The following is a 25,730-nucleotide window of genomic DNA, read 5'->3' as shown; positions in this document are numbered from 1 at the left end:
TCCTTAATCAAACATCTGAAACTAAATTTTAAATATCTGGTGTTGTGACAAGCAAAAATGTCAGAAGTGCCAAAAGTGTTTAGCCGAATTATACCTGCAACTTTGCCTGAAACTAATTAATCTTTTTTCAATTTAATTCGCTTATGTGCAATCGGTTACAAGAATGTTAAGCTAAAGCCCAAACAACTCATCAGACCAGATGTTAAAATAATTCTAATAAGAGAAGGATTGATATGAGCAGCACAAAACCCAACCACGTATTAGCTTTATACAATAAAGTCACTAAGTACCCTTTTGGGCATAAGATTTTTTCAATCATGGTCTCGAGAATGGCGCCCTACTTTGCCACCGTAAAACCACTTGTGACCGAACTTAAAGAAAATCGCTGTGCTTGTTTAATTAAAAAGCGCAAAGCAGTTCATAACCACATTCAAACCGTACATGTGATTGCGATTTGTAACGGCTTAGAAATGGCAATGGGGGTTATGGCTGAAGCTTCAGTACCAAAACATCTTCGTTGGATACCTAAAGGGATGTCTGTGGATTACACAGCTAAAGCAGGCAGTGATATTTTATGTGTCGCTGAAGTAACTCCTGAGCAATGGCAAGTCGGTGACTTATTAGTCCCAGTAAATGCATACGATACTGACGGTAATGTCGTGGTAAAAGGCACCATCAAATTATGGATTTCTGAAAAACCACAAAAGTAACTCAGACAACCTGAAACTTCACCCCTTTCCGAAAGCTTAACCCTGTATCTTTTTTAATCTCAGGCTGTTAGGCTTTCTGTTTACTACCACTTAAAAAACATAATAAAAATAAAGATATGATTAGCGAAAAGGATTCTGCAGCTCATATTAGTAAGCCCTCTGTTGCTGCTAAAACTAATACAACCTCCAATACAATCACTAATAAAAGTCCTAGTACAGCAGCAAATATAACTGCTGACCCATTTAACCAACGAACTAATACGATTAACGAAAGTCATGGCAATCGTAATACCAATATAGATGCACTTAGAGGCATTGCCATATTGGGTATCTTATTCATGAATATCTTTTTCATGAATGACAGTTTTTACGGCTACGCACCTCATTTACCACAAATTCAATCTGACAAAATACTAGAGATATTTAGTAACTTCTTCCTTGAAGGACGGTTTTTAAGCTTACTATCAATATTGTTTGGAGCAGGGTTATTAATTCAATACCGCCGCTTTGAAGCAAATGGATTACCCGCTTATCCATTAATTAAAAAGCGCTTAAAATGGCTAATAGTGTTTGGGTTACTCCATGGAGTTTTCATCTGGGGTGGCGATATCTTACTGACTTATGGTATCAGCGCATTTTTAGCACTTAATTATATCAATTCAGATATAAACACGATTAAAAAACGCGCCAGCCAGTTCATCTTTGCCGCATTAGCTTTGGTGGCGTTATTTAGTTTAGCGATAGAAGATGAGCAATATTTTAGAGGCTCAGAATTACACCTGCAGCAACTCAACGACTGGTCATCAGGTTATATGGATATTGTGTTACTGCAATTGATGCAAGTAGGCTTTATGTTGCTGATTATTCCACTTACTCTAATGTGGTTTGCTGCTGGGTTAATGATGTGGGGAATGGCACTGTATCAGCAAGGTGTGTTTGAATATGGCTTAGATAAAAATACAATTTTAAAGTGTATTTTAGTGACGGTCATTTTATCAAGTATTGACTCAGTATTGAGCTTTTCAGCAAGTCCTGTTCTAGTCGAGTTTTCGTCTGTATTAATGATGCTAAGTGCATTCGCTATGGCACTCATTTACATTCATTTGGTGGTAAAGGTCTGCCAAAACAGTCATCACGCCCTCTCTTCGTTTCAAGCCGTAGGTAAACTCGCCTTTAGCTGTTATATCCTACAATCTCTAATTGGCGTGGCGATATTTCGATATGGCATCAATCATTATTCAGCCGACTTATATATGACATTGAATAGAGTCGACTATTTCCTTATCGCAATGGTCATAACACTGTTACAGTTAGTGTTAGCGCCAATGTATCTTCGTTACTTTACACAAGGTCCGTTAGAAGCGTTATGGCGCAAGCTGGTGATGAACAATGCTGTTCGTCAATAATCTGTAAGTTGATATACATAGCGAATAACTATATCAAGGAAGGCGCATGAATCCATTAACAAAATTATTGATAACCGGTATTGCACTATTATCTTTAACTAGCTGTGTGAGCTGGGTTGCGCCTAGCGTTGAGTCTGAGTTAGTAGAACTGCAATCTGGTGAATATCAATTAGATGAAAACCACGCTGCGTTAATATTTAAAATCCAGCACCTTGGTTTATCAACCTATGTGGGCCGCTTTAATCAATTTGACGCTGAGCTTAACTTTGACCCTAACAATATGGCAGCTGCCACTCTCAACGCTGTTGTTGAAATAAACTCTATCGATATTAATAATCCTGACTTAGCCGAGACATTACAAGAAGACACTTGGTTTTACAGTGCCAAGTTCCCTCAAGCTGTATTTACAAGCCACACCGTTACACCTATCTCTGATACCAGTTTTAACTTCAGCGGCGATTTAACCTTGCGTGGAGTGACAAAGCCAGTCACGTTTAAAGCAACATTTCATGGCGGCGCTGATAACTGGATGACAGGAAAGTATACCGTTGGCTTTAGTGCTGTTGGACAAATAAAACGATCTGACTTTGGTATGAGCAGTTATATTCCTATTGTCGGTGATGAAATCGATTTAGAGATTTATGCTGAGTTTTTAAAGTAGCTTTAATCAACTATTGTGTCATTTTAAAAGTTCAGACTAGCTTTTAGAGGCTATTCCTTAGAAAATTAGTTTAGAAAATAAAATGAAGAACCCAATATGAAAATTTTCGGTCTTATTAGTTTAACCATCATGTTAGTGGTTGGTTTTATGGTTTCAATTAATTTAGGTTACTACTTAGTAGCAGTTAACGTTATCAGTGCCTTCATCACTTGGCGTGATAAACGTGCCGCCAGTAAGCAAAAATGGCGTATTCAGGAACAAACACTCCATGGATTTGCACTTATTGGTGGATGGCCAGCTGGGATTGTGGCTCAGGAAGTGTTTCGTCATAAAACCCAAAAAACACCTTTTAAATGGATTTACCGCTTGATGATTTTACTGAATTTTTCTTTCGCATCCTTGATGGCTTACATCACCTTTTTCACTCAATAATGTCACATTCCGCTAATAAATTCACGGTCTGATAAAACCTAAGCACAAGATTTCAAGCTTTCGCTTTACCCTGCTAAATTCAATCAGTAACATGCATAACTAGATTATCTACAAGCGTTTATATCGAAAGCTAATAATACAAGCAAGCTCACTGGTAGCTCAGCTACAACCTTTAGCTTTTCAGCGATATAAACATAAAAATATACATAGGAATCAATACTATGAAAGTCGTTTTGGCAGTATGCGTGATAGCAGGACTCATTTTTTACTTTTTCACTCAATCAAACAATAAAAAAGCAGCCCAAGAAAACATAACTAAAGGCAATGCTTTCTTACTTGAGAACCAAGAAAAAGAAGGGGTTATCACCACGCTTTCTGGCTTGCAGTATCTTGTGATGCATAAAGGCGAAGGTAGTGAATACCCTAAAGCTACTGATACTGTTACCGTTCATTATCATGGCACATTAATCGATGGGACGATTTTTGATAGCTCGGTTGACCGTGGTGAAAGTATTGATTTCCCGCTTAATCGCGTAATCCCTGGCTGGACTGAAGGCGTACAGTTAATGAATGTAGGCGACAAATTTAAGTTTTTTGTACCAAGCACATTAGCTTACGGCAATCGCGCTGCAGGTAAAATTGAAGGCGGTTCTGTACTGATTTTTGAAGTTGAGCTTTTAGCCATTAACTAATCAATTATTCTACTTAATGAAAATGCCCGATTGGCTTAACCAATCGGGCATTTTTATGACTGTGGTTTGCTCAAATCTACTTTCTTATTTAAATCTAACCTCTTATTTAAATACAAAGTCTGCAATAAATCAGCCTAAATAAAAAGGGTCATCAATCGATTTAGCTGGCTGGGTAAACCACACTGGGCCAGACTCAGTCATATAGAAATGATCTTCATGGCGTACACCAAACTCCCCGGGTACACATAACATGGGCTCATTGCTGAAACACATACCTGCTTCAAGTGGCGTTTGATCATTTAATACAAGATAAGGCCACTCATGAATGTCCAAACCAACGCCATGCCCTGTGCGATGAGGTAAACCTGGTACATCGTATCCTGGACCAAAACCCGCATCTACTATCACTGCTCTAGCAGCTTTATCAACGCTGGCACACGTTTGGCCAATTTGCGCTGCAGCAAACCCAGCGAGTTGTGCTTGTTGCTCAAGTACCCATAAGTTGCGCTGACGTTCACTTGGCTCACCAAACACATAAGTACGAGTAATATCTGAGTTATAACCACCTAACTGACAACCTGTATCAATCAATACTGTGTCATTTTTATCGAGGGTTTTAGGTGATTTAACCCCATGCGGGTATGCGGTATCTTCGCCAAATAACACAATACAGAAATATGAGCCTGCAGGTGCGCCAACACGTTTATGCGCTTCATGGATAAAGGCTTCCACCTCTGCAGTCGTAATCCCTTCATAAAGCATGCTCGCCGCAGCCACATGTACCGCTAAGGTCATATCTTTAGCGCGTTGAAGTAAAGCAATTTCAGCTGCTGATTTAATCATTCGGCAGCCAGCAGTGATGCTTTTGGCATTAATGTAATTTAGCTTGTCGTTAGCAAGTCGCATTCCATCAAAGATAAAAAAGGCGGTGGATTCATCTATGCCAATTTTACCTGATTCAATGCCCATATTTGTTAGAGTTTGAGCAAATAAATCATATGGGCTTTCGTCTTCTTGCCACGTATTAACCTTGCCTTTAATCGCCATATAGCCTTCTAAGGTATCTAGCTCAAAAGCAGGTGCAATGTACTCAACATCACCATTTGCAGGGATAATCGCACCCACAACACGCTCGCTGGCGTACCATTTAGTACCGGTGAAATAGTACAAATTAGTACCAGCATTAATATAGATTGCTGCAATACCTTGTTGCTGCATTAAGCTTTGGGCTTTAGCAATACGTTGTTCAAATTCATGCAACCCAATGCTGGCAACATCTGTGGTCATATCAGACAAACTGGCTAACGCTTGTTCTGGGGTTTGAATACCGACACCGATGGTCATAAATGACTCCAAAAAAGTTAAGTAATGAAGAGATATTTGTCATAGTGTAAACTGCAAATCAAAAATGTATACAATATAAAGTTATAAAATATGTTTACAAGATTATCAGTACAGTAACAGAACTGCTTGCAAGTTCTTTACTTGCAAATAGCCTAACGCAATTGCGATAATCGCCCTTCCTTAATAAGACTGAGCCAATCAGCAACCTTCATGGAGTCATCATGTCAGAGATCATTAACCAGCGCCTTAACGCTATTCGTCAAGAGCTTACTAAAAACAATCTAGATGCATTCATTATTCCTAGAGCTGATGAATACCTCGGTGAATATGTTCCTGAGCGTAACGAACGCTTACTTTGGGCTACTGATTTTACCGGTTCTGCTGGCATGGCCATCGTATTAAAAGACAGTGCTGCAATCTTCATTGACGGTCGCTACACGGTTCAAGTTAAACAGCAAGTAAATGGCGAATTATTTAGCTACCAAAGCTTATATGATACACCGCAAATCGAGTGGTTGATTGAGCAACTGGGCGAAGGAAAAAGAGTCGGCATCGACAGTCGTTTACACACTTTAGCTTGGTATCAACAAGCTGAGCAAAAACTCACTAAAGCCAACTTAAGCTTAGTTTGTGTTGATGAAAACCCGATTGATATCCATTGGCATGACCGCCCCACTCTTTCAAGTGAACTGATTACCTTGTTTAGTCATGAAGGCGCTGGTCGCAACAGTTTAGATAAACGCCAGCAAATTGGAAAATTGGTTGAGAAAGAAGGCGCAGACATGGCGCTGATATCGGCATTAGATTCATTTTGCTGGTTATTGAATATTCGCGGTAGCGATGTACCTAGATTACCTGTCACTTTAGGTTGTGCATTGTTATCAGCTAATGGCGATACAACCTTATTTGCTGACATTAATAAACTGCCTGAAGGTTTTAAAGAACATGTTGGCACTGGTGTTGAGTTTAAAGATGAGTCATTACTTGCCGATGCGCTTGCGCAGTTAGAAGGGGTTAAATTACTTGCAGACCCTAATACCGCCAACGCTTGGAGCCAACTCACAGCCCAAAACGCCGGGGCAATCTTGATTGCTGGTAGCGATCCTGTGGCACTACCTAAGGCACAAAAAAATGCGGCCGAGCTTAATGGTATGCGTGAAAGCCATGTTAGAGATGGCGTTGCCGTCAGCCGTTTCCTTGCGTGGCTTGACCGAGAAGTGGCTGCCAATGTCATGCATGACGAAGCTGAGCTTGCTGACAAACTTGAATCATTTCGTTTAACTGACCCGCTTTATCGTGAGCCAAGCTTTGACACCATTTCAGCCACTGGTGGCAATGGCGCTATGTGCCATTACAATCACCTTGATGGCACCCCAAGTAAAATGGCCATGGACAGCATTTACCTTGTTGATTCAGGCGCACAATATATTGATGGTACAACAGACGTGACCCGTACAGTGGCGATTGGCCATGTCACTGCTGAGCAACAAAAAATGTTCACTCTGGTATTAAAAGGTCATATTGCATTAGACCAAGCAAAATTTCCTAAAGGCACGTCAGGTCAACAGCTTGATGGCTTTGCTCGCCAGTACTTATGGCAACATGGTTTTGATTATGACCATGGTACAGGTCATGGTGTTGGACACTTCTTAAGTGTTCATGAAGGCCCGCAACGTATCGGTAAGAATGTTAATAACGTGGCATTGGTACCTGGTATGGTGCTGTCAAACGAGCCAGGTTACTACCGCGCAGATGAGTTTGGGATCCGTATTGAAAACTTAGTTGCCATCGTGCCGTCGAAGCTTGTAAATTCTGAAAGAGAAATGATGGAGTTTGATGCACTTACACTTATCCCAATGGATAAGCGCTTAGTTGATAAATCATTACTCACTGAAGCTGAAATTAATTGGTTTAATCAGTATCACGCTCTAGTATTCAAAACGATTTCGCCATTGATGCAAGGCAAAGATTTAGAGTGGCTAACTCAAGTGACTCAAGCCATTTAATCACTGCTGAACTGAGTTCAGTAAATAAAAGTTAACCATTTAGAGAGCCAAGCTAGTTAAAGCTTGGCTTTTTTATGCCAACATTTGAGGTGATTTCTAACCGAACAAAGCATAATTAAAACCCTGATTAATCAACTAAACCAGTTTGTTAAAAATTAAGTTAAGAATTAATCAATTTTATTTGTTATACTCCGCCGCCGCTTGTAATAGCCGTTATACTTCTATCTACAATCGGCAAGCATTTAAACTGTTGAATAACGTGATTACCATAGGAATATCTACCGATGAAATTTGAATCTTTTAGCTTCGCCCCAGAAATATTAAGTGCGATCGCTGATTGCGGTTATAAAACTATGACACCTGTTCAGCAGCAAGCTATCCCGGCAATTCGTCGTGGTGAAGATGTACTAGCAAGTGCTCAAACCGGTACAGGTAAAACAGCAGCGTTTGTATTACCTATGCTACAAAAAATGGTTGAAAATCCACGTGAACTTCAGCATTCAAATACTCGTGCATTAATTCTTACCCCAACACGCGAATTAGCCGCTCAAGTTGCCGAAAACATTAACGACTACAGTAAAAATATCAATATTGAAGTACTGACCATTTACGGTGGTGTTAAGGTTGCAACTCAAGCGCAAAAGCTAAAACGTGGTGCAGACATTATTGTCGCCACACCGGGCCGTTTATTAGAACATCTTCTTGCTTGTAACCTAAGCCTTTCAAACGTTGAATTTTTAGTGTTGGATGAAGCTGACCGTATGTTAGACATGGGTTTTAGCACTGACATTCAAAAAATACTCCAAGCAGTTAATAAGAAGCGTCAAAACTTATTATTCTCAGCAACCTTTTCAACGTCAGTTAAAAAGCTGGCTAACGAAATGCTTGATAAGCCAAAAGTGATTACTGCTGATAAGCAAAACACTACAGCAGCAACAGTAAGCCAAGTGGTTTACCCCGTAGAGCAGCGTCGTAAACGTGAGCTGTTATCTGAATTAATTGGTACTAAAAACTGGCAGCAGGTTCTCGTCTTCACAGCAACTCGTGATGCAGCAGATGTATTGGTCAAAGAATTAAACTTAGATGGGATTCCATCTGCGGTTGTTCATGGCGAAAAAGCCCAAGGTAGCCGTCGCCGTGCTTTACGTGAATTTGTTGAAGGTAAAGTTCGCGTGTTAGTCGCAACTGAAGTGGCTGCTCGTGGTTTAGATATTCAAAATCTTGGCTACGTCGTTAACTACGACTTACCGTTCCTTGCAGAAGATTATGTTCACCGTATTGGTCGTACCGGCCGTGCGGGTAAATCAGGTACTGCAATTTCATTTGTAAGTCGTGAAGAAGAGCGCACTTTAGCTGATATCGAAAAGCTAATCGGTCAGCCAATTCGCCGTATTACAGTGGCAGGCTATGAAGTGGGAAGTCGTGAATTATTGCTCAAGCAAATTCAAAAACGTCGCAGCTTCGCTAAGAAACAACAGCGCTCAGATAGTGCTGGTGCTCAAGTTGCCGCAGAGCGCAACATGGAAGGTCGCCGTGTTACCGTAGGTAAATCTAGCAGCACAGTAAAATACAAAAAGCTTAAGTAATCTCTATTTGAGTTTTGACTTCATTAAAGGCGCTAATAGCGCCTTTTTTATTGCATGCTTTTATCCTTAATAACAAAAAGTAAATCCACATTCACTTTTATCCGAATTCGATGAAATAAAAACTGCTATGCTCGGGTCTAGTATTAGTGTCTGATGATCTTTCAAGGTTGTTTTGGCAGCGAATTGTGGCCACTTATACAAGGTAGAGACTTTGTGGTGTAGTTATTCTACATAAAAAGTCGATAACGCAGTAAAAATGGCCAACATACGCTGCCCGAAAGGTTCGGCTAAAAACGTTTTAACTCGAACAAAACTCAACCAGCAAAGACAATAGACCCTAGTCGCTGTTAAAGCGAATTTGAACGATGCGTAACGCTCAACCATAAGAAATGTCTATTTAGGACATTCAATCAGATCATCCCTTTTAATTGAATATGGATTTCAGCATGTTAAAAAAACTTATGTTAGTCGCCGCAGTGGCTTTATTTAGCACCCCTTCAATGGCTAAACCCATTGCAAGTGATGAATACCACGTTATGCCATTGATGAATGGCCAGCAAATTCCCAACGTTGATCTGCACGATGTTGAAGGCAATAAAGTAAACTTAGAAGAGCTTACAGCTAAAAAGCCGACTATCTTCTTTTTCTACCGTGGCGGCTGGTGTCCTTTTTGTAATGTACAAATGGGTCAGCTAAAAGCTATTGAACCAAAACTCATCGAAATGGGTTTTCAATTAGTGGGTATCTCACCTGACTCACCTGCGAAACTTAAAGCATCAATCAATGATAACGAGCTAGATTACTTGCTATTATCCGATGAAAAAATGGCAGCATCTCAAGCATTTGGCATCGCGTTTTATACCAGCGAAAAAGTAACCTCTATGTATCAAGCTAAGTTAAGCGTTGATAACCCGCTATGGACAACACCTGAAGGTGACAAACGTTTAGTGCTTCCTGTTCCTGCCGTTTACGTGGCAGACAAATCTGGACTGGTTCATTTCCAGTACATTAATCCAAACTACAAAGTTCGTCCTGCACCTGAATTAATTTTAACTGCAGCTAAATTACTTCAGCAGCAATAAGCTGTAGTTCATCGTTATTAAGCGGCATATACATCAGCATTGAGTTAAGTTTGTAGCGGCAATTAAACCTCCTCTGCTACAATACATTCATCGAAAATAGATTAGTCGCAATGCTCCATCATAGATGACTTCCGTGATGGAGTAATTTAATAAAACGGTGCCAAAAATAGTGCAAACCCAAACATACAACCAAGCCATTTTAGACGTTGCAGAAGCTGGCATTAAAGCTCTGCAAGATTCTGCTGAAAATCAAAAAGCCACCCGCACTCCTGCTCAAGAGAGCCATTTTTTATGTGCATGGTTGGTTGAGTCATTTCGAATAAAACGTTTTTCTAAAATTGTCGCCGATGATATTTCAGCTTGGATAAGAATGGCTCGCAGCCAAGGTGCTGGCGCTATGTTGCCGCAACTGTTTGAACGTATCGCAAAGCAATATCGCCTAGTTGAACAAGCTGAGTTAACCCAACTACAAAGCGTGACTCAATTACTGACGGAACTTGAAAACGAAGATTGGTTTGTCATCTCAGACAGTGCCTTTTCAGATAACAGTAGTACTAAACTCAAGCTGGCAGGTAATGGGCAGTCTAGCTTAGTCGTATGTGAGTTACAGCTTCAAAGCCATTTTGATGGTGAAAAGCTAATTAAACCTTTGCCTATTTATGTGCGTGGCGATGAAAACCATTTTGCAGCCAAAGCCCTAGAAAAAGGTTTATTAGTCAGCCCTGGTAACAAAAAGACCAGTCTAATCAAACACCATAAAACCTATATCATTGCACCTAACAACCAACTTAAAGCGCTTTGTTTTCTAGTTCAGTAATTTAAGATAAATAGTATTAGTTAAGTAGCTTTATTAAGTATTGATATTTAAATCATTAAAGTTACTTTTGACCCATAAGGTCGTGGCTACATATCCGCGACCTTTCTAGTTTTTAGCCCACCTATTTCACCTAGTAAACTTTTCCCACTTGCTTCTCATGCTTTTTAAAACTTCAGCTTCAAAGTTGATTTTGATTTTTTAGTCTGGATTTGTGGATTCACTCGCTTATACTGATTTCATTAATATCGAAAAAATCCTCTTCAATCTAGTTATTATCGCAATAAAGGAAACGAAACATGGAAGTGCTTTACACTGTTATGTCTTGGGGCTCTCCCGTCGGCTTAGGTTTATTCTTTTTCTTATCTTGTTCTGGTACCGGCATTTTATTCTGGGGAATATCCCATTTTAAAAGCGAAGCTAAATAATAATTAGCGCCAAGAAAAGCAAGTTTCATATCTAGCGGCAGTGCTCTTCACAGCGCTGTTCTGCTACACTCCATTGAATTCTTTTTATAAGATAATTTCGTTATGCAGCGCCAACCCCTTCGCAAAGCTAAGACCATTGATAATGTTTTTAATAGTGCCTATTGGCATTTAAGCCAACAGGATTTCACCATTAGTGAAATCCGCAGCAAACTTGAGCGAAAAACTGATAATCAACAGTGGATTGACACTGTAATAGCTAAGCTTATCGAAAGTGGTTATCTAAAAAGCAATCAGGATTTTGCCGTTCGCTACTGCGAACTCGCTTTTCATAATGAAATAGGTACTGGCGCGATTAAAAGAAAGTTACAACAACGTGGTGTTTCGGCCTCTGAAATTGAACAGGCGATTGAGCAAGTTATCGAAAATCAAAACGTTGATACATATGAAATGGCGGCTTCAAGATTACTTAATAAGTTTGAAACCTTTTACAGCACCAACAAAGAAAAAGTTTACGCTCAAATGAGTACCAAAGGCTTCTCTCGTGCTGAAACCGATCACGCTTTAGCTCATCACCCACAACGAGACACGCTGCGGAGTAAATTATCTATTAAGGCTGACAAGTCAGACTTAAAAACTGAAATTATTAAGCTTTATAACAAAGGCAAAGGTGAGAAGGTCATTTTACAAGAGTTAAAACAGCGCTTAATAGATGTCAGTGACTTTGAAGACACGGTATATCAATTAAGTCTTACTGAAGAAATAGACTTTTATCAGAGCTGTAAAACCCAACTAGATAAAAAACGTTACGACTTATCAGACTACAAAGAAAAATCGAAAGCTTACGCCTATTTATCCCGAAAAGGCTTTGGTAGCGACGAGATAAAAGAAGCAATGCGTCTCGAAGAGGATTAATAAACAATTCCCCCTAGCTGCTAAAGCGATCGGAATCAGCTATTACTTTCAGCCACCTCTTTTTCAACTTCAATACTAAAAAGGATTTAGGCTATATCCTTGCTGCGCTAATATTGCATGAGCTGTCATCGCCGATAACGCCATATCCACACCAGGTAATAGCGATGTATTATTTAATTCATAATAAGCCGCGCTCTGACCACAAATATAGATTTTCACTCCGTGGTTAACTAGCTGACTCACCAAATCTTTATTGGCATTAGCAAATTTTGCTTCATTAACGGTTGAAACTCTTGTGTCTGCGGTCTTTGTAGATTTGTTAGTTTGATTTAATTGCTGCCCTTGTTTACTTTGCTTAGCTAGGTAAAATTGATCGTAAAATTCATCATTGGCTAAATCAGCTACCGATGCGCCGTGAACCACCATGGCTAATTGGATATTTTCGGGCTTTACACCCGCAGCCACATGCATATTAATAAATCTCGCTAGGGTATTTAAATTGCGATTAACCTCTCCAGCATTAGCAGCTTTACTCATATCAAACACCACTTTAAACACCGTATTTTGCGGTATTGAAAGCTGAGAATCGACTGCGGCTATTTTGCCGTAACCTTTAATTGCTGTGCCATTCTTGAATACCTCCATTCCTGCCTGAACTGGCAGCATAAAACCAATTAACACGATTCCTATAACACCAATAACACCAATAACACCGAGCTTAACTCTTGCAGACATGGACATTCCTTATTTATGTCATCACACGATTGATTTTCCACTATGAATAGCAAACGAAGCGCAATGCACCTTTTATTTATCTAAGTTATCAGAAAAATTTACCCCAATTTAAAGTTTGCATTAAAACTTAATTAGCTGGTGATAACTGACACTAAAAGCATAACCATCAGTGCTATCTTGCGCCATCAGCTTTGGTTATAATAGCCAACTTATTGCTGCTGTGTCAGCATGAGAAATGCAGCATGTTTATTTAGCCGTATGAATCTATTTTACTCATACCTCAGAATCCGATTTTAGGAGTTTCCATGGCTCGCCAAGTCATTTATATCTTTAAAGGTAAAACCAAAGTTATCCCATTTAGCTATGATGTTCATCACGACTTATACGAAGCCGCAGCAGAAGCTGAAGGAATCGATTTAACAGGCTTCTTAGCAATGGAACAACAAGTGGCAATGACCTCTAAAAAAGGCGCTAAAGCAGAAAAAGAATTCCGTAAAACTGAGTTTGCTCGCTTTGGGTTTACCAGTATCAAATTTGTCAGAGAAGACGACGAAGAGACAACGACTAGCTAATTCAATAGGGCTATCATGATTAATACAGAACACGCTAACTTTCCTAGAGCCAGCTTTATTAAACGCTGTGGCGCTATGATTTATGACGCTTTACTTGCAGTAGCCGTTTATATGGTTGCTGGTGTGATTGGATTCGGACTTTTTTTTGGCCTAACAAGTACCGGTGTAATCAGCATGAATGGCCATGAACACGTTTCAGATCTACTGAATCAAACTCCACTTTATCAGGGTTTTTATCAGCTTTGGTTAGTGGTATGTGTTGCAGGCTTTTATGCCATTTTTTGGAGCCGCGGCGGTCAAACCTTAGGCATGCGAGCTTGGCGCTTAAAAGTTCAACATCCAAATGGACAAAACCTAAGTTTCATTACTGCTGTAGCACGTGTGGTTTGGTCTTTTGCAGGGATCGGCAATTTATTTATTCTAATTAATCCTGACAAGTTAGCCTTACAAGATAAAATGACCCGTTCAGAAGTCGTTGTATTATCAGTAGAAGCGAACCAGATGAGAAATTGGCGCGGCGCATAGAGTCCACTTTCATTTCCTACTATTACGTATAGGAATACCCATCAAAGCCAATTGCACTGTCAATTGGCTTTTTTATTGCTAAATACCTCACACTCATTTAAGAAAGTGTCGATAGTAAATCTATAGATATTAATGACATACACTAGCATACGAATGTTACTTGGCGATACAAGCATACTGGAGTATCTTAATAAGACTATAAGATGAAAAATTCAACTTTAAGGCGTTGAAATAACGCGACTGTTTCAGCTTATTTAAGGAATATTTACGTAAAGGGACGAACAAAAGTTTTGAATACATTGATTGCGATTAAAAAATTGCTATTAAATTATCTGAACCGCGGTACAGAGCTTTATGACGAACCCGAAAAACGTCATAAGATTCTAATTATCAACTGGTTTGGCATGGTTGGTTTTTCCATTACTTTTATATTGGGCATCAATGCCTATTTTGAAAATAATAGTAGTTTATCAATCGTTCTATTATTGTCCTGCGTGTTATTTTTTCTTTCCCTACAGAATCATTGGCTTTTCCTAAAGCAATACCGTTTTGAAGCTTCTGGCACCTTAATTCAGCTCAGTTTACTGACCTTAATGATCTACCTTGTCTATAGTGGTGGAGCCAATAATACTGGGCCTTTGTGGATATTCTTAGTGCCTCCCGTAATGATGTTTTTTGGTGGTTTAAAAGGCGGCTTACGAAATACTCTCGGCTTTATAACTTGCTATTGCATCATTATGTTTTATCCCAATGACCAACTATTACTAGCGACTTATACCTATGAATTTAAAACACGGGTGCTCTACTCGTTACTAACCTTAACGTTTTTATCTGGTTATTATGAGTATTCCCGTCACCAGTCTTTTTTACACGTGAAGCAGCTCAGTGAGAAGTTTGAGCAACAAGCGCTTCGCGATCACCTCACTGATATTCCTAACCGCCGAGCTATGATGGAACAGCTCAATTATGAGTATGCCAGAGTGCTGCGCAATCAACATGCTATGAGTATCTTACTTGTTGATGTGGACTTTTTTAAGCAGGTGAATGATCAATATGGCCATTCTTATGGGGATGAGGTTCTGGTTAAATTAGCAAAACTTTTTACTGGAACTCTTCGTAAACAAGACATGATCTCTCGCTGGGGAGGAGAAGAGTTTTTAATATTACTGCCCCAAACACCTTTTAATGATGCTTATGAGGTGGCTGAAAAAATCAGACAAACCATTCGTAATAATCCTATTATTTATGAAAATATCACCATCCCAATTACTGTCAGTATCGGTATTGGTAAAGCTGACATCACGCATTCAGTAGACTCTGCGATATCTCAAGCCGATGAACACCTTTACTATGCTAAAGAACATGGCAGAGATAGTGTTCATCCTAAAATAGCCAGTTAGCAGCCATAAAAAAACCAGCCACTCTGAATAACAAAGAGGCTGGTTTTAATCATCACTATCACGTGCAGCTATATTTTTGTCGCGCTAGTGCTTGTTCCTAATGCTTATTTCTACGTTAGGTTACTTCCTAATAAAGTAAAGCGCCCCGGCACTAAATAGCAAGGCAGGCATACTTGCACTGATATAAGCAGGTAAGCCATAAACAATACTCAGCGGACCAAATATTTCACTACAAATATAAAAACTAAATCCTGCCACTACACCGAGCAATACTCTTGCTCCCATGGTCACAGTTCTTAATGGACCAAATACAAATGACAATGCTACTAATATCATAACTGCCACTGTCACTGGCTGCATTATCTTACGCCATAATGCCAATTCGTAACGGCTGGGATCTTGTTGATTCACTTTGAGATAATCTAAATATCCTATTAAGCCTTGAATACTCAATGCTTCAGGTTTAACAGACACCACACTGAGTTTGTCAGGGGTCAATGTCGAATTCCAAACCCGTTCTTCTTGATACTCTAAGGTGATTTTATCTTCTGTGATGTGGGTGTTTTTAACATCCAATAATCGCCACACACCATTCGCAAAATTAGCTCGCATTGCTTGCGTCATGGTTTTTAACTTTAAATCGTCATCAAATTCATAAAAAGTGATGTTATTTAAGGTGTTAATTGTCTCAACCTCGCCAATATTCACAAACAAATCGCCATCACGCGCCCAAACCCCTCGGTGAGATTTAATTAAACTCCCGCCTGATACTTTGGTTGCTTGTAACTCTTTAGCGCTGCGCTCTGCAACAGGTGCGCCCCACTCTCCCAAAGCCATCACAATAATCATTAAAGGAATAGCCGTCTTCATCGCAGAAATAGTGATTTGCAAACGTGACATACCCGACGCCTGCATCACAACTAACTCTGAGTTTGATGCCAACATTCCCATACCGATTAATGCACCGAGTAATACCGCAATAGGAAAAAACATTTCGATATCACGCGGGATCAGGAAAATCACATAAATCATCGCATCTAGCATGGTGTATGCGCCGCGCCCTACTACACGCAATTGATCAACCCACTTAATAATCCCAGATAAACCGGTCAAGATAAGCAGGCACAAAGCTGATGTACTAATGATAACGCGAGCTATATAGAGATCTAATATCTTCATGATGCCACCTGCTTGCGTTTAAACACTTGCAATAACTTGGCACCACTTGGACGTTCTTTACCTAACAAAAACAAGCCCATTATCAGCGCAGAGCCATGGATCCACCACATACCTAACGCTAATGGAATCACTTCATCTTCTAATGCTTTACGTCCTGCAACCATCAAACCGAAATAGCCTAAATACAGTAAAATAGCAGGGAACATCTTGGCAAACTTACCCTGCCTCACATTTACCCGTGCTAACGGCACAGCAATTAAGGTCATTAATGGAATGGCTAATGGTAAAGCCAAGCGCCATTGAAACTCAGCTACGGCTTCAGGACCTGGTGTGCTAAGCAGTTCATTCACAGGTAAAGCCGATAATTTTCTTCGCCTTTCATCTACTTCCTGTTCTTTAATTTCCATCCGATAGCCACCAAATTCAATCATTTGGTAATCAAGATGTTGGGCACTACCTTGATATCTAATACCATTATCCAGTTGTAATTGCTGGCTGCCAAAGCGATCTTCTACGACTCGACCTTGTTCAGACACCACCACATTGGTGAGGCCTTCTTCATCTTCAGGATCAGGGAGTTGCGCCACAAATACATTTTGTAACTCATTAGATTTTGATATTTTCTCAACAAACAATACTGCACGACCATTGGGGCTTGCTTGGAATCGTCCTTGGGTGATAGCTGCTAAACCTGCTTCAGATTGCGCCTGCTCTAATACTTGGTTTTGTTTCTCTTCAGCCCAAGGGCCAACATAAACAGATAACACACCAGTAAATACCAGATTCGCAACTGCAATGAGTAAGGTTACCCTAGTCACATACCATTCACTGATCCCAACGCCATGGAGTACCACCATTTCGTTTTCGGCATACATTCGCCCATGAGCAAGTAATATCGCTAAGAAAAAACTCAACGGCAACACCAGCACAGTAAGCTGCGGTAAATTTAGCCCTAATAATGTGAGCACTAAAGATGCTGGGAACTCGCCATTTGAGGCATCCCCTAAGACACGCACAAATTGTTGGCTAATAAAAATAGTTAACAGCACCAAAAGTATCGCAAATTGGGCTTTTAAAACTTCAACGATCAAGTATCTAAATACAATCACAGGTAGGATCCACTGTCTAAACTTGTCTTTTTGCTAGTATCAGAGTAAGTTCACTATAAAATGTCTGCTTTCAGCAGTTATTGATAGTTTTCTGACCAGCTCGTGAGCTTCCTTAAGTGTAATTCATTTAGCTGCATAGCAGAAAATTACCAAGGATTTATTTCCTTAAAGGTTTGTAAATATGGCCTAACAGGCCTAATTAAAACATTATCTAATAAATATAAAAATTTGTCTTTAATAATCTAGGAGTGCTCATGGAGTTTAGCGTAAAGAGCGGCAGCCCCGAGAAACAACGTTCAGCTTGTATCGTTGTCGGTGTATACGAACCACGTCGTTTATCTGGTATCGCGGAGCAATTGGATAAAATCAGTGAAGGTTATATCAGTAACCTACTTCGACGCGGTGATTTAGAAGGCAAACCTGGACAGATGCTTTTATTGCATCATGTACCAAACGTACTCAGTGAGCGCGTTTTGTTAGTTGGTTGTGGCAAAGAGCGTGAACTAGATGAACGCCAATACAAACAAATCATAACTAAAACCATTAACACCTTAAACGAAACAGGTTCTATGGAAGCAGTCTGCTTCTTAACAGAACTGCACGTTAAAGGTCGCGACACTTATTGGAAAGTACGCCAAGCTGTTGAAACAACTTATAACAGTTTATATAGCTTTGATACTTTAAAAACCCGAAAAGGTGAAACTCGTCGTCCATTACGTAAAATGGTATTCAATGTGCCAACGCGTCGTGAGCTAACCATTGGTGAACGCGCAATCGATCACGGAATGGCCGTTGCTGCTGGTATGGACTTGTGTCGTGATGTGGCAAACATGCCACCAAACATCTGTAATCCTGCTTACCTTGCTTCACAAGCCCGTCAAATTGGCGAAGTTCATGACAATTTAACCGTGACCACCATTGGCGAAGAGCAAATGGCTAAACTGGGTATGAACTCATACTTAGCGGTTGGCCGTGCAAGTGCTAATGAATCAATCATGACTGTGATGGAGTACAAAGGCGCAGTAGATGAAACTGAAAAGCCAATTGTACTTGTCGGTAAAGGTCTAACATTCGATTCAGGCGGAATTTCATTAAAACCAGGCGATGGCATGGATGAGATGAAATATGACATGGGCGGTGCAGCTGGTGTTATCGGCGCAATGAAAGCGCTATGTGAAATGAACTTGCCAATCAATGTTATCGGTATACTTGCGGGTTGTGAAAACATGCCTGCGGGCGATGCTTACCGCCCGGGTGACATTCTAACCACAATGTCAGGTCAAACTGTTGAAGTACTTAATACTGATGCTGAAGGCCGTTTAGTGTTGTGTGATGTGTTGACCTATGTTGAACGTTTCGACCCTGAACTCGTTATTGATACAGCCACCTTAACTGGCGCTTGTGTTATTGCTCTAGGCAAACATGCATCAGGTTTATTCTCATCTCATAACCCATTAGCTCACGAGCTATTGAATGCGGGTGAACAATCTGGTGACCGTGCATGGCGTATGCCGATTTGGGATGAATACCAAGAAATGCTAGAAAGCCCATTTGCTGACATGACTAACTTAGGTGGTCGTCCAGCAGGGTCTATTACTGCAGCATGTTTCTTATCTCGCTTTACTAAGAAATATAACTGGGCACATCTTGATGTTGCTGGTACTGCTTGGAACAGTGGTGCAAATAAAGGCTCAACGGGTCGCCCGGTACCAATCTTAAGCCAATTCCTTATTAATCGTGCAGGCGTAGATCAAGGCGAATAAGCCTTATTTACACAAGCCGATATATTGAGCTTTCTAATAAAAGGTGAAGAAGTGTTTCTTCACCTTTTTTATTTTTCTAAATGAATTAAATAACAAACACGTCTAATTGTTAATTTAACCCCTGTACGCCCTAGCCCCAAGAGTTGCTTTTAGTGTAAAATCCGTCTTTACTTCGTCAAATATAGTAAAAGCATGCCAAAGACTCTGTTTTACTTAATGCCCACCATCAATACACAGCCAAGTGCTATCGAAAGTGTATTGTTAAGTGCCTGCCAATTAGCAGAAAAGCATTATCGTCAGCAGCAACTAATTTATATTCATTGCCAAGACAAGCAGCAGGCATACGCCATTGACGAATTACTTTGGCAATTTGAGCCAACGGCTTTTGTTCCCCACAATTTAAAAGGGGAAGGACCGGTAACGGGCTCACCAGTTGAGATTGGTTTTGATAAGTTAGGCGCTAATAAAAGTCGTCAATTACTCATCAATCTTGCAGAACAAGTGCCATCATTTGCGGTTAACTTTCCGCATATTATCGATTTTGTTGCTAATGATGATGCGCTTAAACACATTGCGCGTGCTCGCTATCGAGAGTACAAGCAACTAGGCATTGAGCTCACAACAACTGAGTTCACTGGCGTTTAAGTCAGTTGATTCGTTAACAATACCAACTATTAATTTAGATTGAGAAAACAAAAATCCCATGGAAAAAACATATAATCCGCAGTCAATAGAGCAATCTCTTTACCAAAACTGGGAAGAGCAAGGCTACTTCAAACCACATGGCGATGAGTCAAAAGGTAATTATTGCATCATGATCCCGCCACCAAACGTGACGGGGAGTTTGCACATGGGTCATGCATTCCAAGACACCATTATGGATACGTTGACTCGTTACCAGCGTATGAAAGGTAAAAACACCCTTTGGCAAGTGGGTACCGATCACGCAGGTATCGCAACTCAAATGCTGGTTGAGCGTAAAGTTTTTGCAGAAGAAGGCTTAGGCCGTCACGATTTAGGTCGTGAAAACTTCATCGACCGTATCTGGGACTGGAAAAAAGAGTCTGGTGGAACCATCACAAAACAACTACGTCGCCTTGGCGCATCGGTAGATTGGGAACGTGAACGTTTTACTATGGATGAAGGCATGTCAGAAGCCGTACAAGAAGTGTTTGTACGCTTATATGATGATGAATTGATTTACCGTGGTAAGCGACTAGTAAACTGGGATCCTAAACTGCACACCGCAATTTCTGATCTCGAAGTTGAAAATAAAGAAAAGCAAGGCAGCATGTGGCATTTCCGCTACCCGCTAGCTGACGGCGCACTAACTGCTGACGGTAAAGACTACTTAGAAGTGGCCACCACTCGTCCAGAGACCATGTTAGGTGACAGCGCCGTTGCAGTTCATCCTGATGACGAACGATACCAATCATTAATTGGCAAATTCATTTTGCTGCCAATTGTAAACCGCCGCATTCCAGTTGTTGCTGATGACTATGTTGACATGGAGTTTGGTACAGGTTGTGTGAAAATCACTCCAGCTCATGACTTTAACGATTATGAAGTCGGTAAACGTCATGCCCTGCCTATGTTTAACATATTAACCATCAATGCAGACATTCGCAGTCAGGCTGAAGTCGTCAACACTGATGGCACTGCAAACAACGAGCTAGATAACAGCTTACCTGAGCGTTATGCCGGTCTTGAGCGCTTTGCAGCACGTAAAGCCATTGTTGAAGAGTTCGAGACACTAGGTTTATTAGGTAAAATCGACCCTCACGGATTAAAAGTGCCATACGGCGATCGTTCTGGCGTGGTAATCGAGCCATTACTGACCGACCAATGGTATGTATCAGTTGCACCTATGGCGAAAACAGCTATGGAAGCCGTAGATAACGGTGATATCAAGTTTGTGCCTCAACAATACGAGAACATGTACAACTCTTGGATGCGCGATATTCAAGACTGGTGTATTTCGCGTCAACTTTGGTGGGGACACCGTATCCCAGCTTGGTATGACGAGTCAGGTAAAGTGTATGTTGGCCGTGACGAAGCAGAAGTTCGTACTAAGCATAAATTAGATGATTCTGTGGTATTACGCCAAGACAACGATGTATTAGATACTTGGTTTAGCTCAGCGTTATGGACATTCTCAACTTTAGGTTGGCCGAAAAATACTGAAGAGCTAAAGGCATTCCATCCAACAGATGTGTTGGTGACTGGTTTTGATATTATCTTCTTCTGGGTTGCCCGCATGATCATGATGACCATGCATTTCATCAAAGATGAAAATGGTAAACCTCAAGTGCCTTTCAAAACGGTTTATGTCACTGGACTTATCCGTGATGAAGCCGGTAATAAGATGTCTAAATCTAAAGGTAATGTTCTTGATCCACTAGACATGATTGACGGCATCGACCTTGAGTCACTAGTTGAAAAGCGTACTGGTAATATGATGCAGCCTAAAATGGCCGCTAAAATTGAAAAAAGTACCCGTAAAGAATTTAGCGAAGGCATAGAAGCACACGGCACCGATGCCCTTCGTTTTACATTAGCCTCTATGGCATCAACGGGTCGCGACATTAACTGGGACATGAAACGCCTAGATGGTTATCGCAGCTTCTGTAACAAAATTTGGAATGCTTCACGCTACGTATTAATGAACACCGAGGTTCAAACTGAAGGTGCTGATGAAGATGCTATTGGTGAAGCGTTAGATTGTGGTCAACTATTAGTTGATGGCAAACAAGGTGAAATGGAGCTATCACTTGCTGATCGCTGGATTATCGGCTTGTTTAATCAAACCGTTAAAGCTTATGACGATCACATGGCTAACTACCGTTTTGATCTTGCTGCTAACACTATTTACGAGTTCACTTGGAACCAATTCTGTGACTGGTACTTAGAGCTAACTAAGCCTGTTATGCAAAGTGGCACTGAAGCTCAGCTTCGCGGTACTCGCCATACTCTGGTTACAGTATTAGAGCAAATGCAGCGCTTAATGCATCCAATGATGCCTTACCTTACTGAAACCATTTGGCAGCGTGTAAAACCGCTTGCTGGTGTTGAAGGTGAGACATTGATGCTGGCTCAATTCCCAGAATTTGATGCAGCTAAAGTTGATGCCGAAGCAATGGAAGACCTTGAGTGGGTTAAGCAAGTGATTACCGCGGTCCGTAACATTCGTGCCGAATTAAACATTGCGCCTTCTAAACCACTTAATGCTTTACTACGTGGCGTAACTGAGCAAGACAAGGCTCGTCTTGAAGCGAATCAAACCTTCTTCAAAACACTAGCCAAACTTGAGTCAATGACTGTTCTAGCTGATGGTGAAACTGCGCCAATGTCTACCACACAACTTGTGGGTGACATGGAATTACTGATTCCTATGGCAGGTTTAATTGATGTCGCTAAGGAAGTGGCTCGCATTGACAAGTTACTTGAAAAAGCTGCAGGTGAATTTAAGCGCATCGAAGGCAAGTTATCTAATCAAGGATTTGTTGCTAAAGCGCCTGCTGCCGTAATTGAGAAAGAACGTGCTAAGCAAGCTGAATATCAACGTGATATTGAAAAGCTTACTGAGCAGAAGGCTGAACTTGCTAAATTAGAAGGCTAACTAATTCACAAAATCGTGAATAAATAGCAGCGTTAAAAAGCCATCAATGTCCGTTGATGGCTTTTTTATTGGGTGTTAAGCGTTAATCGACTCTAAACAGCTAACCCATTATTGCTCATTCACACTCAAGGTATATTGGGGATACTTAAACCCTTGACTCGACTTCTTATTTGCCACCACCTTTGCCCCAATATCTATGTACTCTCCAGCTATCCCAGGATTATCTAACCCCAATACAGGAAATGTTTTATAAGTGGTGTTTTTATAACGGATCTTAAAGTTTTTGAGTTGGATTAATGGTTCATTATCTAAACTCATAAAGTTGATATCAATGGGAGAAGAACCATCAGAGGTAATAAAATATCGGCCTTGATAATAGTCATTATCCAGCAAAGTAGAATTAGTTGAATTACCAATTGCGCCTTTCCAATTCACGACTACAGTAGTGCTAGAACCGCTATTTTGTAGAACTGTGGGAAATTTTATTGGTTGAATTTCAGTGATGGCTATTTGTGCTGAGGCGGTCAAGCTTATTAAGCTCGAGCACAAAGCTAACAAACATAATTTTAAAGCGTCAAATGGTTTAATAACACAATCAGTAAACCGCATAAATATATTGCCCGTGTAAATTTATTTTTATTATCAACACATTAGAAACCTAAGGATCAAAAAAACCGATTTAAGGTAAAAGTAAGCCCCAACAGCACATTAATACAAACCTTCTGAATGTATCACTTTGTACAAACTTCAACATCTTCTCAATCTAATCATAAAAAATCAACAATCAAAGTAATTTGGCATTGTTCTTTTATCAATTCAGTCGATACAAATAAAGTCACTATACAATACAAATTCAGTTTTAAAAGCGCACACAACAGATTAAAAAACAACCACACAATCACTGTCATAAAAGTTTAACATTACGCATAAAACATACATAAACAGTGTATTTATAGAACTGCCCGCACTAAAAGCTGTATTTAAAAACCTCAAAACCTATGGTTTATAGTTTTGATTTTCAGCAAGTTAAACACTAGTTTGAAATCTAATACTTTTTAACTATTCACCCCATATTCACCTAGGTTATAAATTAGAACTTTCAGTTACATCAAAAGTACACCCTGAAATTGTAATCAAAGTGTTGCAAAATATTTCAACAATGTTACTTTGACTTTGCCCTGCAAATAAGTCGTTGTTTAAATACGATAATTATCCGCACAAAAAGTATGGGCTATTAAAACTATAATATTTTACCTTGGAACATAAAAATGACTAAAAAAATACTATTATCTACAGTTATAGCTTCAACATTACTTCTTTCTACTCAAGCCGGTGCAGAAGATGCGACAGGCACAGCAAATTTCAACTTAGTTTACCCAATCACAGTCGCTCAAACTGAGCAAATGGAATTCGGCGACGTATCTATTGCAGCTGATGGACAATGTGCTTTAGATTATTCAGACACCACTTCTGGCGCAGCTTGTGTTGCAGGTGGTAATACTGCCAATACCGGTTTATTCACAGTAACAGCTGCAGATGGCACGGTTAACTTATCGCTTTCAGCTGCAGATACTTCTGTATCTGGTGTCACTTTCACGCCAACACTTGCTAGTGCAACTGGTACTGTGGCTAGTAACACACTTGCTGTTGACGTAGGTGGTACATTGGATATTGTTGCAGCAAGTGCTGCTCCAGGTACACACGCACTAACTTATACGCTTTCAGTAACCTACTAATATTATTGATTTTTAATATTAGTAACTTACAAATAGGTGGTTAATCTATTTAAGAAAACGTAAACTAAATCCCGTAGTGGTTTTACGGGATTTAATTCTTATATCTCAACTGATTTACAAAACAAGCTCGAAGTAAGCTAACAATAAAAAATTATAATAATTGCAACATGTTGCATATAAATTTAGCTGGGCATTGCCATGAAAAAAATATTCCTTCTTGCCACTTTGGTTCTCTTTTTAGTTCCAAGTGTGTATGCAAACCTTTTAGTTACCCCCACACGCGTTGAACTCGATAATAAACGCGATAAGAGTGCCGTGTTTTCATTGGTTAACAAAAGCAGTGAAACTTCACGCTATGAAATTTACCTTGAAGATAAACGGTTATTAGATTCTGGTGAGTTTGAACTGCTCGAATCTGAGGTTCCCTCTACATCCTTGACCCCTTTTACTCGCTATTCACCAAGGAGAGTCAGTTTGTCACCCGAGCAAGGTACCCGAGTCCGTCTTGCTGTAAGACCACCAAAAGATATTAAATCAGGAGAATATCGAAGCTACATTGTGTTTCATCAAATTCCACTTGCTTCTACCACTGAATCAGAAGCAAGTAAGCCATCTGACACAATGAAACTATCGGTTACTGCCTACTTACGTATTGCTATTCCTGTGATCATGCGTGTAGGGCAGTTAACAGCTGAACTCACTATCGAGTCTAACGGTCTCAATATTCAAGACGATAAACAGCAGTTAATTGTCGAAATCGTCCGTGAAGGACAAAGAAGCAGTTATGGTGATGTAGAGGTGTTTGATGCTGATACTAACGAACTTTTGGGTAGTTTGAAAAATGCGTCTATTTATACTGAGAATGAACGTCGTTCTTTTGCAATTACACTGAATGAACCTCTAAAACCCAATACCAAACTATTGGTAAAATACATCGAAAATGATGGTTTATTTGAAGCAAAAACGGTTGAGCAAACCGTTAATTTTTAATGTTTAAAAAGGACATTCATTGATAATAA

General features: G+C 40.0%; 24 protein-coding genes. 19 read left to right on the top strand and 5 right to left on the bottom strand.

Translation table 11 applies throughout. The annotated features are described in order from the left end of the window. Positions 1-233 precede the first annotated feature (233 nt). The 5 genes from QPX86_RS06085 (at position 234) to QPX86_RS06065 (ending at position 3,901) form a co-directional block, all read left to right on the top strand. Positions 234-710 carry a hotdog fold domain-containing protein gene (locus QPX86_RS06085; RefSeq protein WP_285164644.1) on the top strand — a complete coding sequence of 159 codons (477 nt, stop codon included), beginning with the start codon at positions 234-236 and terminating at the stop codon, positions 708-710. A 116-nt stretch (positions 711-826) separates the two neighbouring features. Further along, positions 827-2,116 (top strand): DUF418 domain-containing protein, encoded by a 1,290-nt coding sequence (locus QPX86_RS06080; RefSeq protein WP_285164643.1) that lies wholly within the window; start codon positions 827-829, stop codon positions 2,114-2,116. A gap of 46 nt (positions 2,117-2,162) precedes the next feature. Then, positions 2,163-2,777: a YceI family protein gene (locus QPX86_RS06075; protein ID WP_220751604.1), complete on the top strand. Its 615-nt coding sequence runs from the start codon at positions 2,163-2,165 to the stop codon at positions 2,775-2,777. Positions 2,778-2,873: 96 nt separating this feature from the next. Beyond that, entirely contained in the window at positions 2,874-3,209 is a 336-nt protein-coding gene (locus tag QPX86_RS06070) for a DUF1294 domain-containing protein (protein WP_220751602.1), read from the top strand. Positions 3,210-3,430: 221 nt separating this feature from the next. Next, positions 3,431-3,901 carry an FKBP-type peptidyl-prolyl cis-trans isomerase gene (locus QPX86_RS06065; protein WP_220751600.1) on the top strand — a complete coding sequence of 157 codons (471 nt, stop codon included), beginning with the start codon at positions 3,431-3,433 and terminating at the stop codon, positions 3,899-3,901. A gap of 129 nt (positions 3,902-4,030) precedes the next feature. On the opposite strand, the gene QPX86_RS06060 is transcribed toward QPX86_RS06065, so the two are convergent. Then, a complete protein-coding gene (locus QPX86_RS06060; protein ID WP_220751598.1) occupies positions 4,031-5,245 on the bottom strand; it encodes a M24 family metallopeptidase in 1,215 nt (404 codons plus the stop codon). Between the two features lie 221 nt (positions 5,246-5,466). Here QPX86_RS06060 and QPX86_RS06055 point away from each other — a divergent pair, with 221 nt between their 5' ends. The 6 genes from QPX86_RS06055 (at position 5,467) to QPX86_RS06025 (ending at position 12,073) form a co-directional block, all read left to right on the top strand. Beyond that, positions 5,467-7,251 (top strand): aminopeptidase P family protein, encoded by a 1,785-nt coding sequence (locus tag QPX86_RS06055; protein ID WP_285164642.1) that lies wholly within the window; start codon positions 5,467-5,469, stop codon positions 7,249-7,251. Between the two features lie 284 nt (positions 7,252-7,535). Continuing rightward, entirely contained in the window at positions 7,536-8,837 is a 1,302-nt protein-coding gene (locus QPX86_RS06050; RefSeq protein WP_285164641.1) for a DEAD/DEAH box helicase, read from the top strand. A gap of 446 nt (positions 8,838-9,283) precedes the next feature. Further along, positions 9,284-9,919 carry a peroxiredoxin-like family protein gene (locus tag QPX86_RS06040; RefSeq protein ID WP_285164640.1) on the top strand — a complete coding sequence of 212 codons (636 nt, stop codon included), beginning with the start codon at positions 9,284-9,286 and terminating at the stop codon, positions 9,917-9,919. A 169-nt stretch (positions 9,920-10,088) separates the two neighbouring features. Beyond that, positions 10,089-10,736 carry a DUF2913 family protein gene (locus QPX86_RS06035; protein ID WP_220751590.1) on the top strand — a complete coding sequence of 216 codons (648 nt, stop codon included), beginning with the start codon at positions 10,089-10,091 and terminating at the stop codon, positions 10,734-10,736. Between the two features lie 296 nt (positions 10,737-11,032). Next, the gene (locus QPX86_RS06030) at positions 11,033-11,161 is read left to right on the top strand and encodes a hypothetical protein (RefSeq protein WP_259651187.1); all 129 of its coding nucleotides are present in this window, start codon (positions 11,033-11,035) and stop codon (positions 11,159-11,161) included. Between the two features lie 102 nt (positions 11,162-11,263). Continuing rightward, a complete protein-coding gene (locus tag QPX86_RS06025; protein ID WP_285164639.1) occupies positions 11,264-12,073 on the top strand; it encodes a RecX family transcriptional regulator in 810 nt (269 codons plus the stop codon). Between the two features lie 75 nt (positions 12,074-12,148). Here the strand turns inward: QPX86_RS06025 and QPX86_RS06020 are convergent, their stop codons facing one another. Continuing rightward, positions 12,149-12,808, bottom strand: coding sequence for a DsrE family protein (locus tag QPX86_RS06020; protein ID WP_285164638.1), 660 nt, complete (start codon positions 12,806-12,808; stop codon positions 12,149-12,151). A gap of 305 nt (positions 12,809-13,113) precedes the next feature. On the opposite strand from QPX86_RS06020, the gene QPX86_RS06015 reads away from it, so the two are divergent. From QPX86_RS06015 to QPX86_RS06005, 3 genes are all read left to right on the top strand, one after another. Further along, positions 13,114-13,380, top strand: coding sequence for a DUF2960 domain-containing protein (locus QPX86_RS06015; protein WP_220751584.1), 267 nt, complete (start codon positions 13,114-13,116; stop codon positions 13,378-13,380). A 15-nt stretch (positions 13,381-13,395) separates the two neighbouring features. Further along, complete coding sequence (locus tag QPX86_RS06010; protein ID WP_220751582.1) at positions 13,396-13,905, top strand: RDD family protein; 510 nt, start codon at positions 13,396-13,398, stop codon at positions 13,903-13,905. A 290-nt stretch (positions 13,906-14,195) separates the two neighbouring features. Further along, on the top strand, positions 14,196-15,305 hold the full coding sequence (locus QPX86_RS06005; protein WP_220751580.1) for a GGDEF domain-containing protein: 1,110 nt from the start codon (positions 14,196-14,198) through the stop codon (positions 15,303-15,305). A gap of 120 nt (positions 15,306-15,425) precedes the next feature. Here the strand turns inward: QPX86_RS06005 and lptG are convergent, their stop codons facing one another. Both lptG and lptF read right to left on the bottom strand, forming a co-directional pair. Then, positions 15,426-16,484, bottom strand: a complete 1,059-nt coding sequence (gene lptG, locus QPX86_RS06000) for an LPS export ABC transporter permease LptG (protein WP_220751578.1) — start codon at positions 16,482-16,484, stop codon at positions 15,426-15,428. Continuing rightward, positions 16,481-17,593: an LPS export ABC transporter permease LptF gene (lptF, locus tag QPX86_RS05995; protein WP_220751576.1), complete on the bottom strand. Its 1,113-nt coding sequence runs from the start codon at positions 17,591-17,593 to the stop codon at positions 16,481-16,483. Before lptF ends, lptG begins: the two co-directional genes overlap by 4 nt. Before the next feature lie 254 nt (positions 17,594-17,847). Here lptF and pepA point away from each other — a divergent pair, with 254 nt between their 5' ends. The 3 genes from pepA (at position 17,848) to QPX86_RS05980 (ending at position 22,975) form a co-directional block, all read left to right on the top strand. Next, positions 17,848-19,356, top strand: coding sequence for a leucyl aminopeptidase (gene pepA / locus QPX86_RS05990; RefSeq protein ID WP_220751574.1), 1,509 nt, complete (start codon positions 17,848-17,850; stop codon positions 19,354-19,356). A gap of 192 nt (positions 19,357-19,548) precedes the next feature. Beyond that, positions 19,549-20,001, top strand: a complete 453-nt coding sequence (locus QPX86_RS05985; protein ID WP_285164637.1) for a DNA polymerase III subunit chi — start codon at positions 19,549-19,551, stop codon at positions 19,999-20,001. A 58-nt stretch (positions 20,002-20,059) separates the two neighbouring features. Beyond that, positions 20,060-22,975 carry a valine--tRNA ligase gene (locus tag QPX86_RS05980; protein WP_285164636.1) on the top strand — a complete coding sequence of 972 codons (2,916 nt, stop codon included), beginning with the start codon at positions 20,060-20,062 and terminating at the stop codon, positions 22,973-22,975. Positions 22,976-23,083: 108 nt separating this feature from the next. Here QPX86_RS05980 and QPX86_RS05975 read toward each other — a convergent pair whose 3' ends face one another. Further along, positions 23,084-23,503, bottom strand: a complete 420-nt coding sequence (locus QPX86_RS05975; RefSeq protein ID WP_220751568.1) for a hypothetical protein — start codon at positions 23,501-23,503, stop codon at positions 23,084-23,086. Between the two features lie 740 nt (positions 23,504-24,243). On the opposite strand from QPX86_RS05975, the gene QPX86_RS05970 reads away from it, so the two are divergent. Then, on the top strand, positions 24,244-24,711 hold the full coding sequence (locus QPX86_RS05970; RefSeq protein WP_285164635.1) for a DUF4402 domain-containing protein: 468 nt from the start codon (positions 24,244-24,246) through the stop codon (positions 24,709-24,711). A gap of 198 nt (positions 24,712-24,909) precedes the next feature. Beyond that, positions 24,910-25,701: a fimbrial biogenesis chaperone gene (locus tag QPX86_RS05965; protein ID WP_285164634.1), complete on the top strand. Its 792-nt coding sequence runs from the start codon at positions 24,910-24,912 to the stop codon at positions 25,699-25,701. The last annotated feature ends 29 nt before the right edge of the window (positions 25,702-25,730 follow it).

Origin of the sequence: Shewanella goraebulensis (genome assembly GCF_030252245.1) — a bacterium.
GTDB lineage: Bacteria > Pseudomonadota > Gammaproteobacteria > Enterobacterales > Shewanellaceae > Shewanella > Shewanella goraebulensis.
Note: the sequence above shows the minus strand (reverse complement) of the source record. Positions and strands in the feature narration are given on the sequence as shown.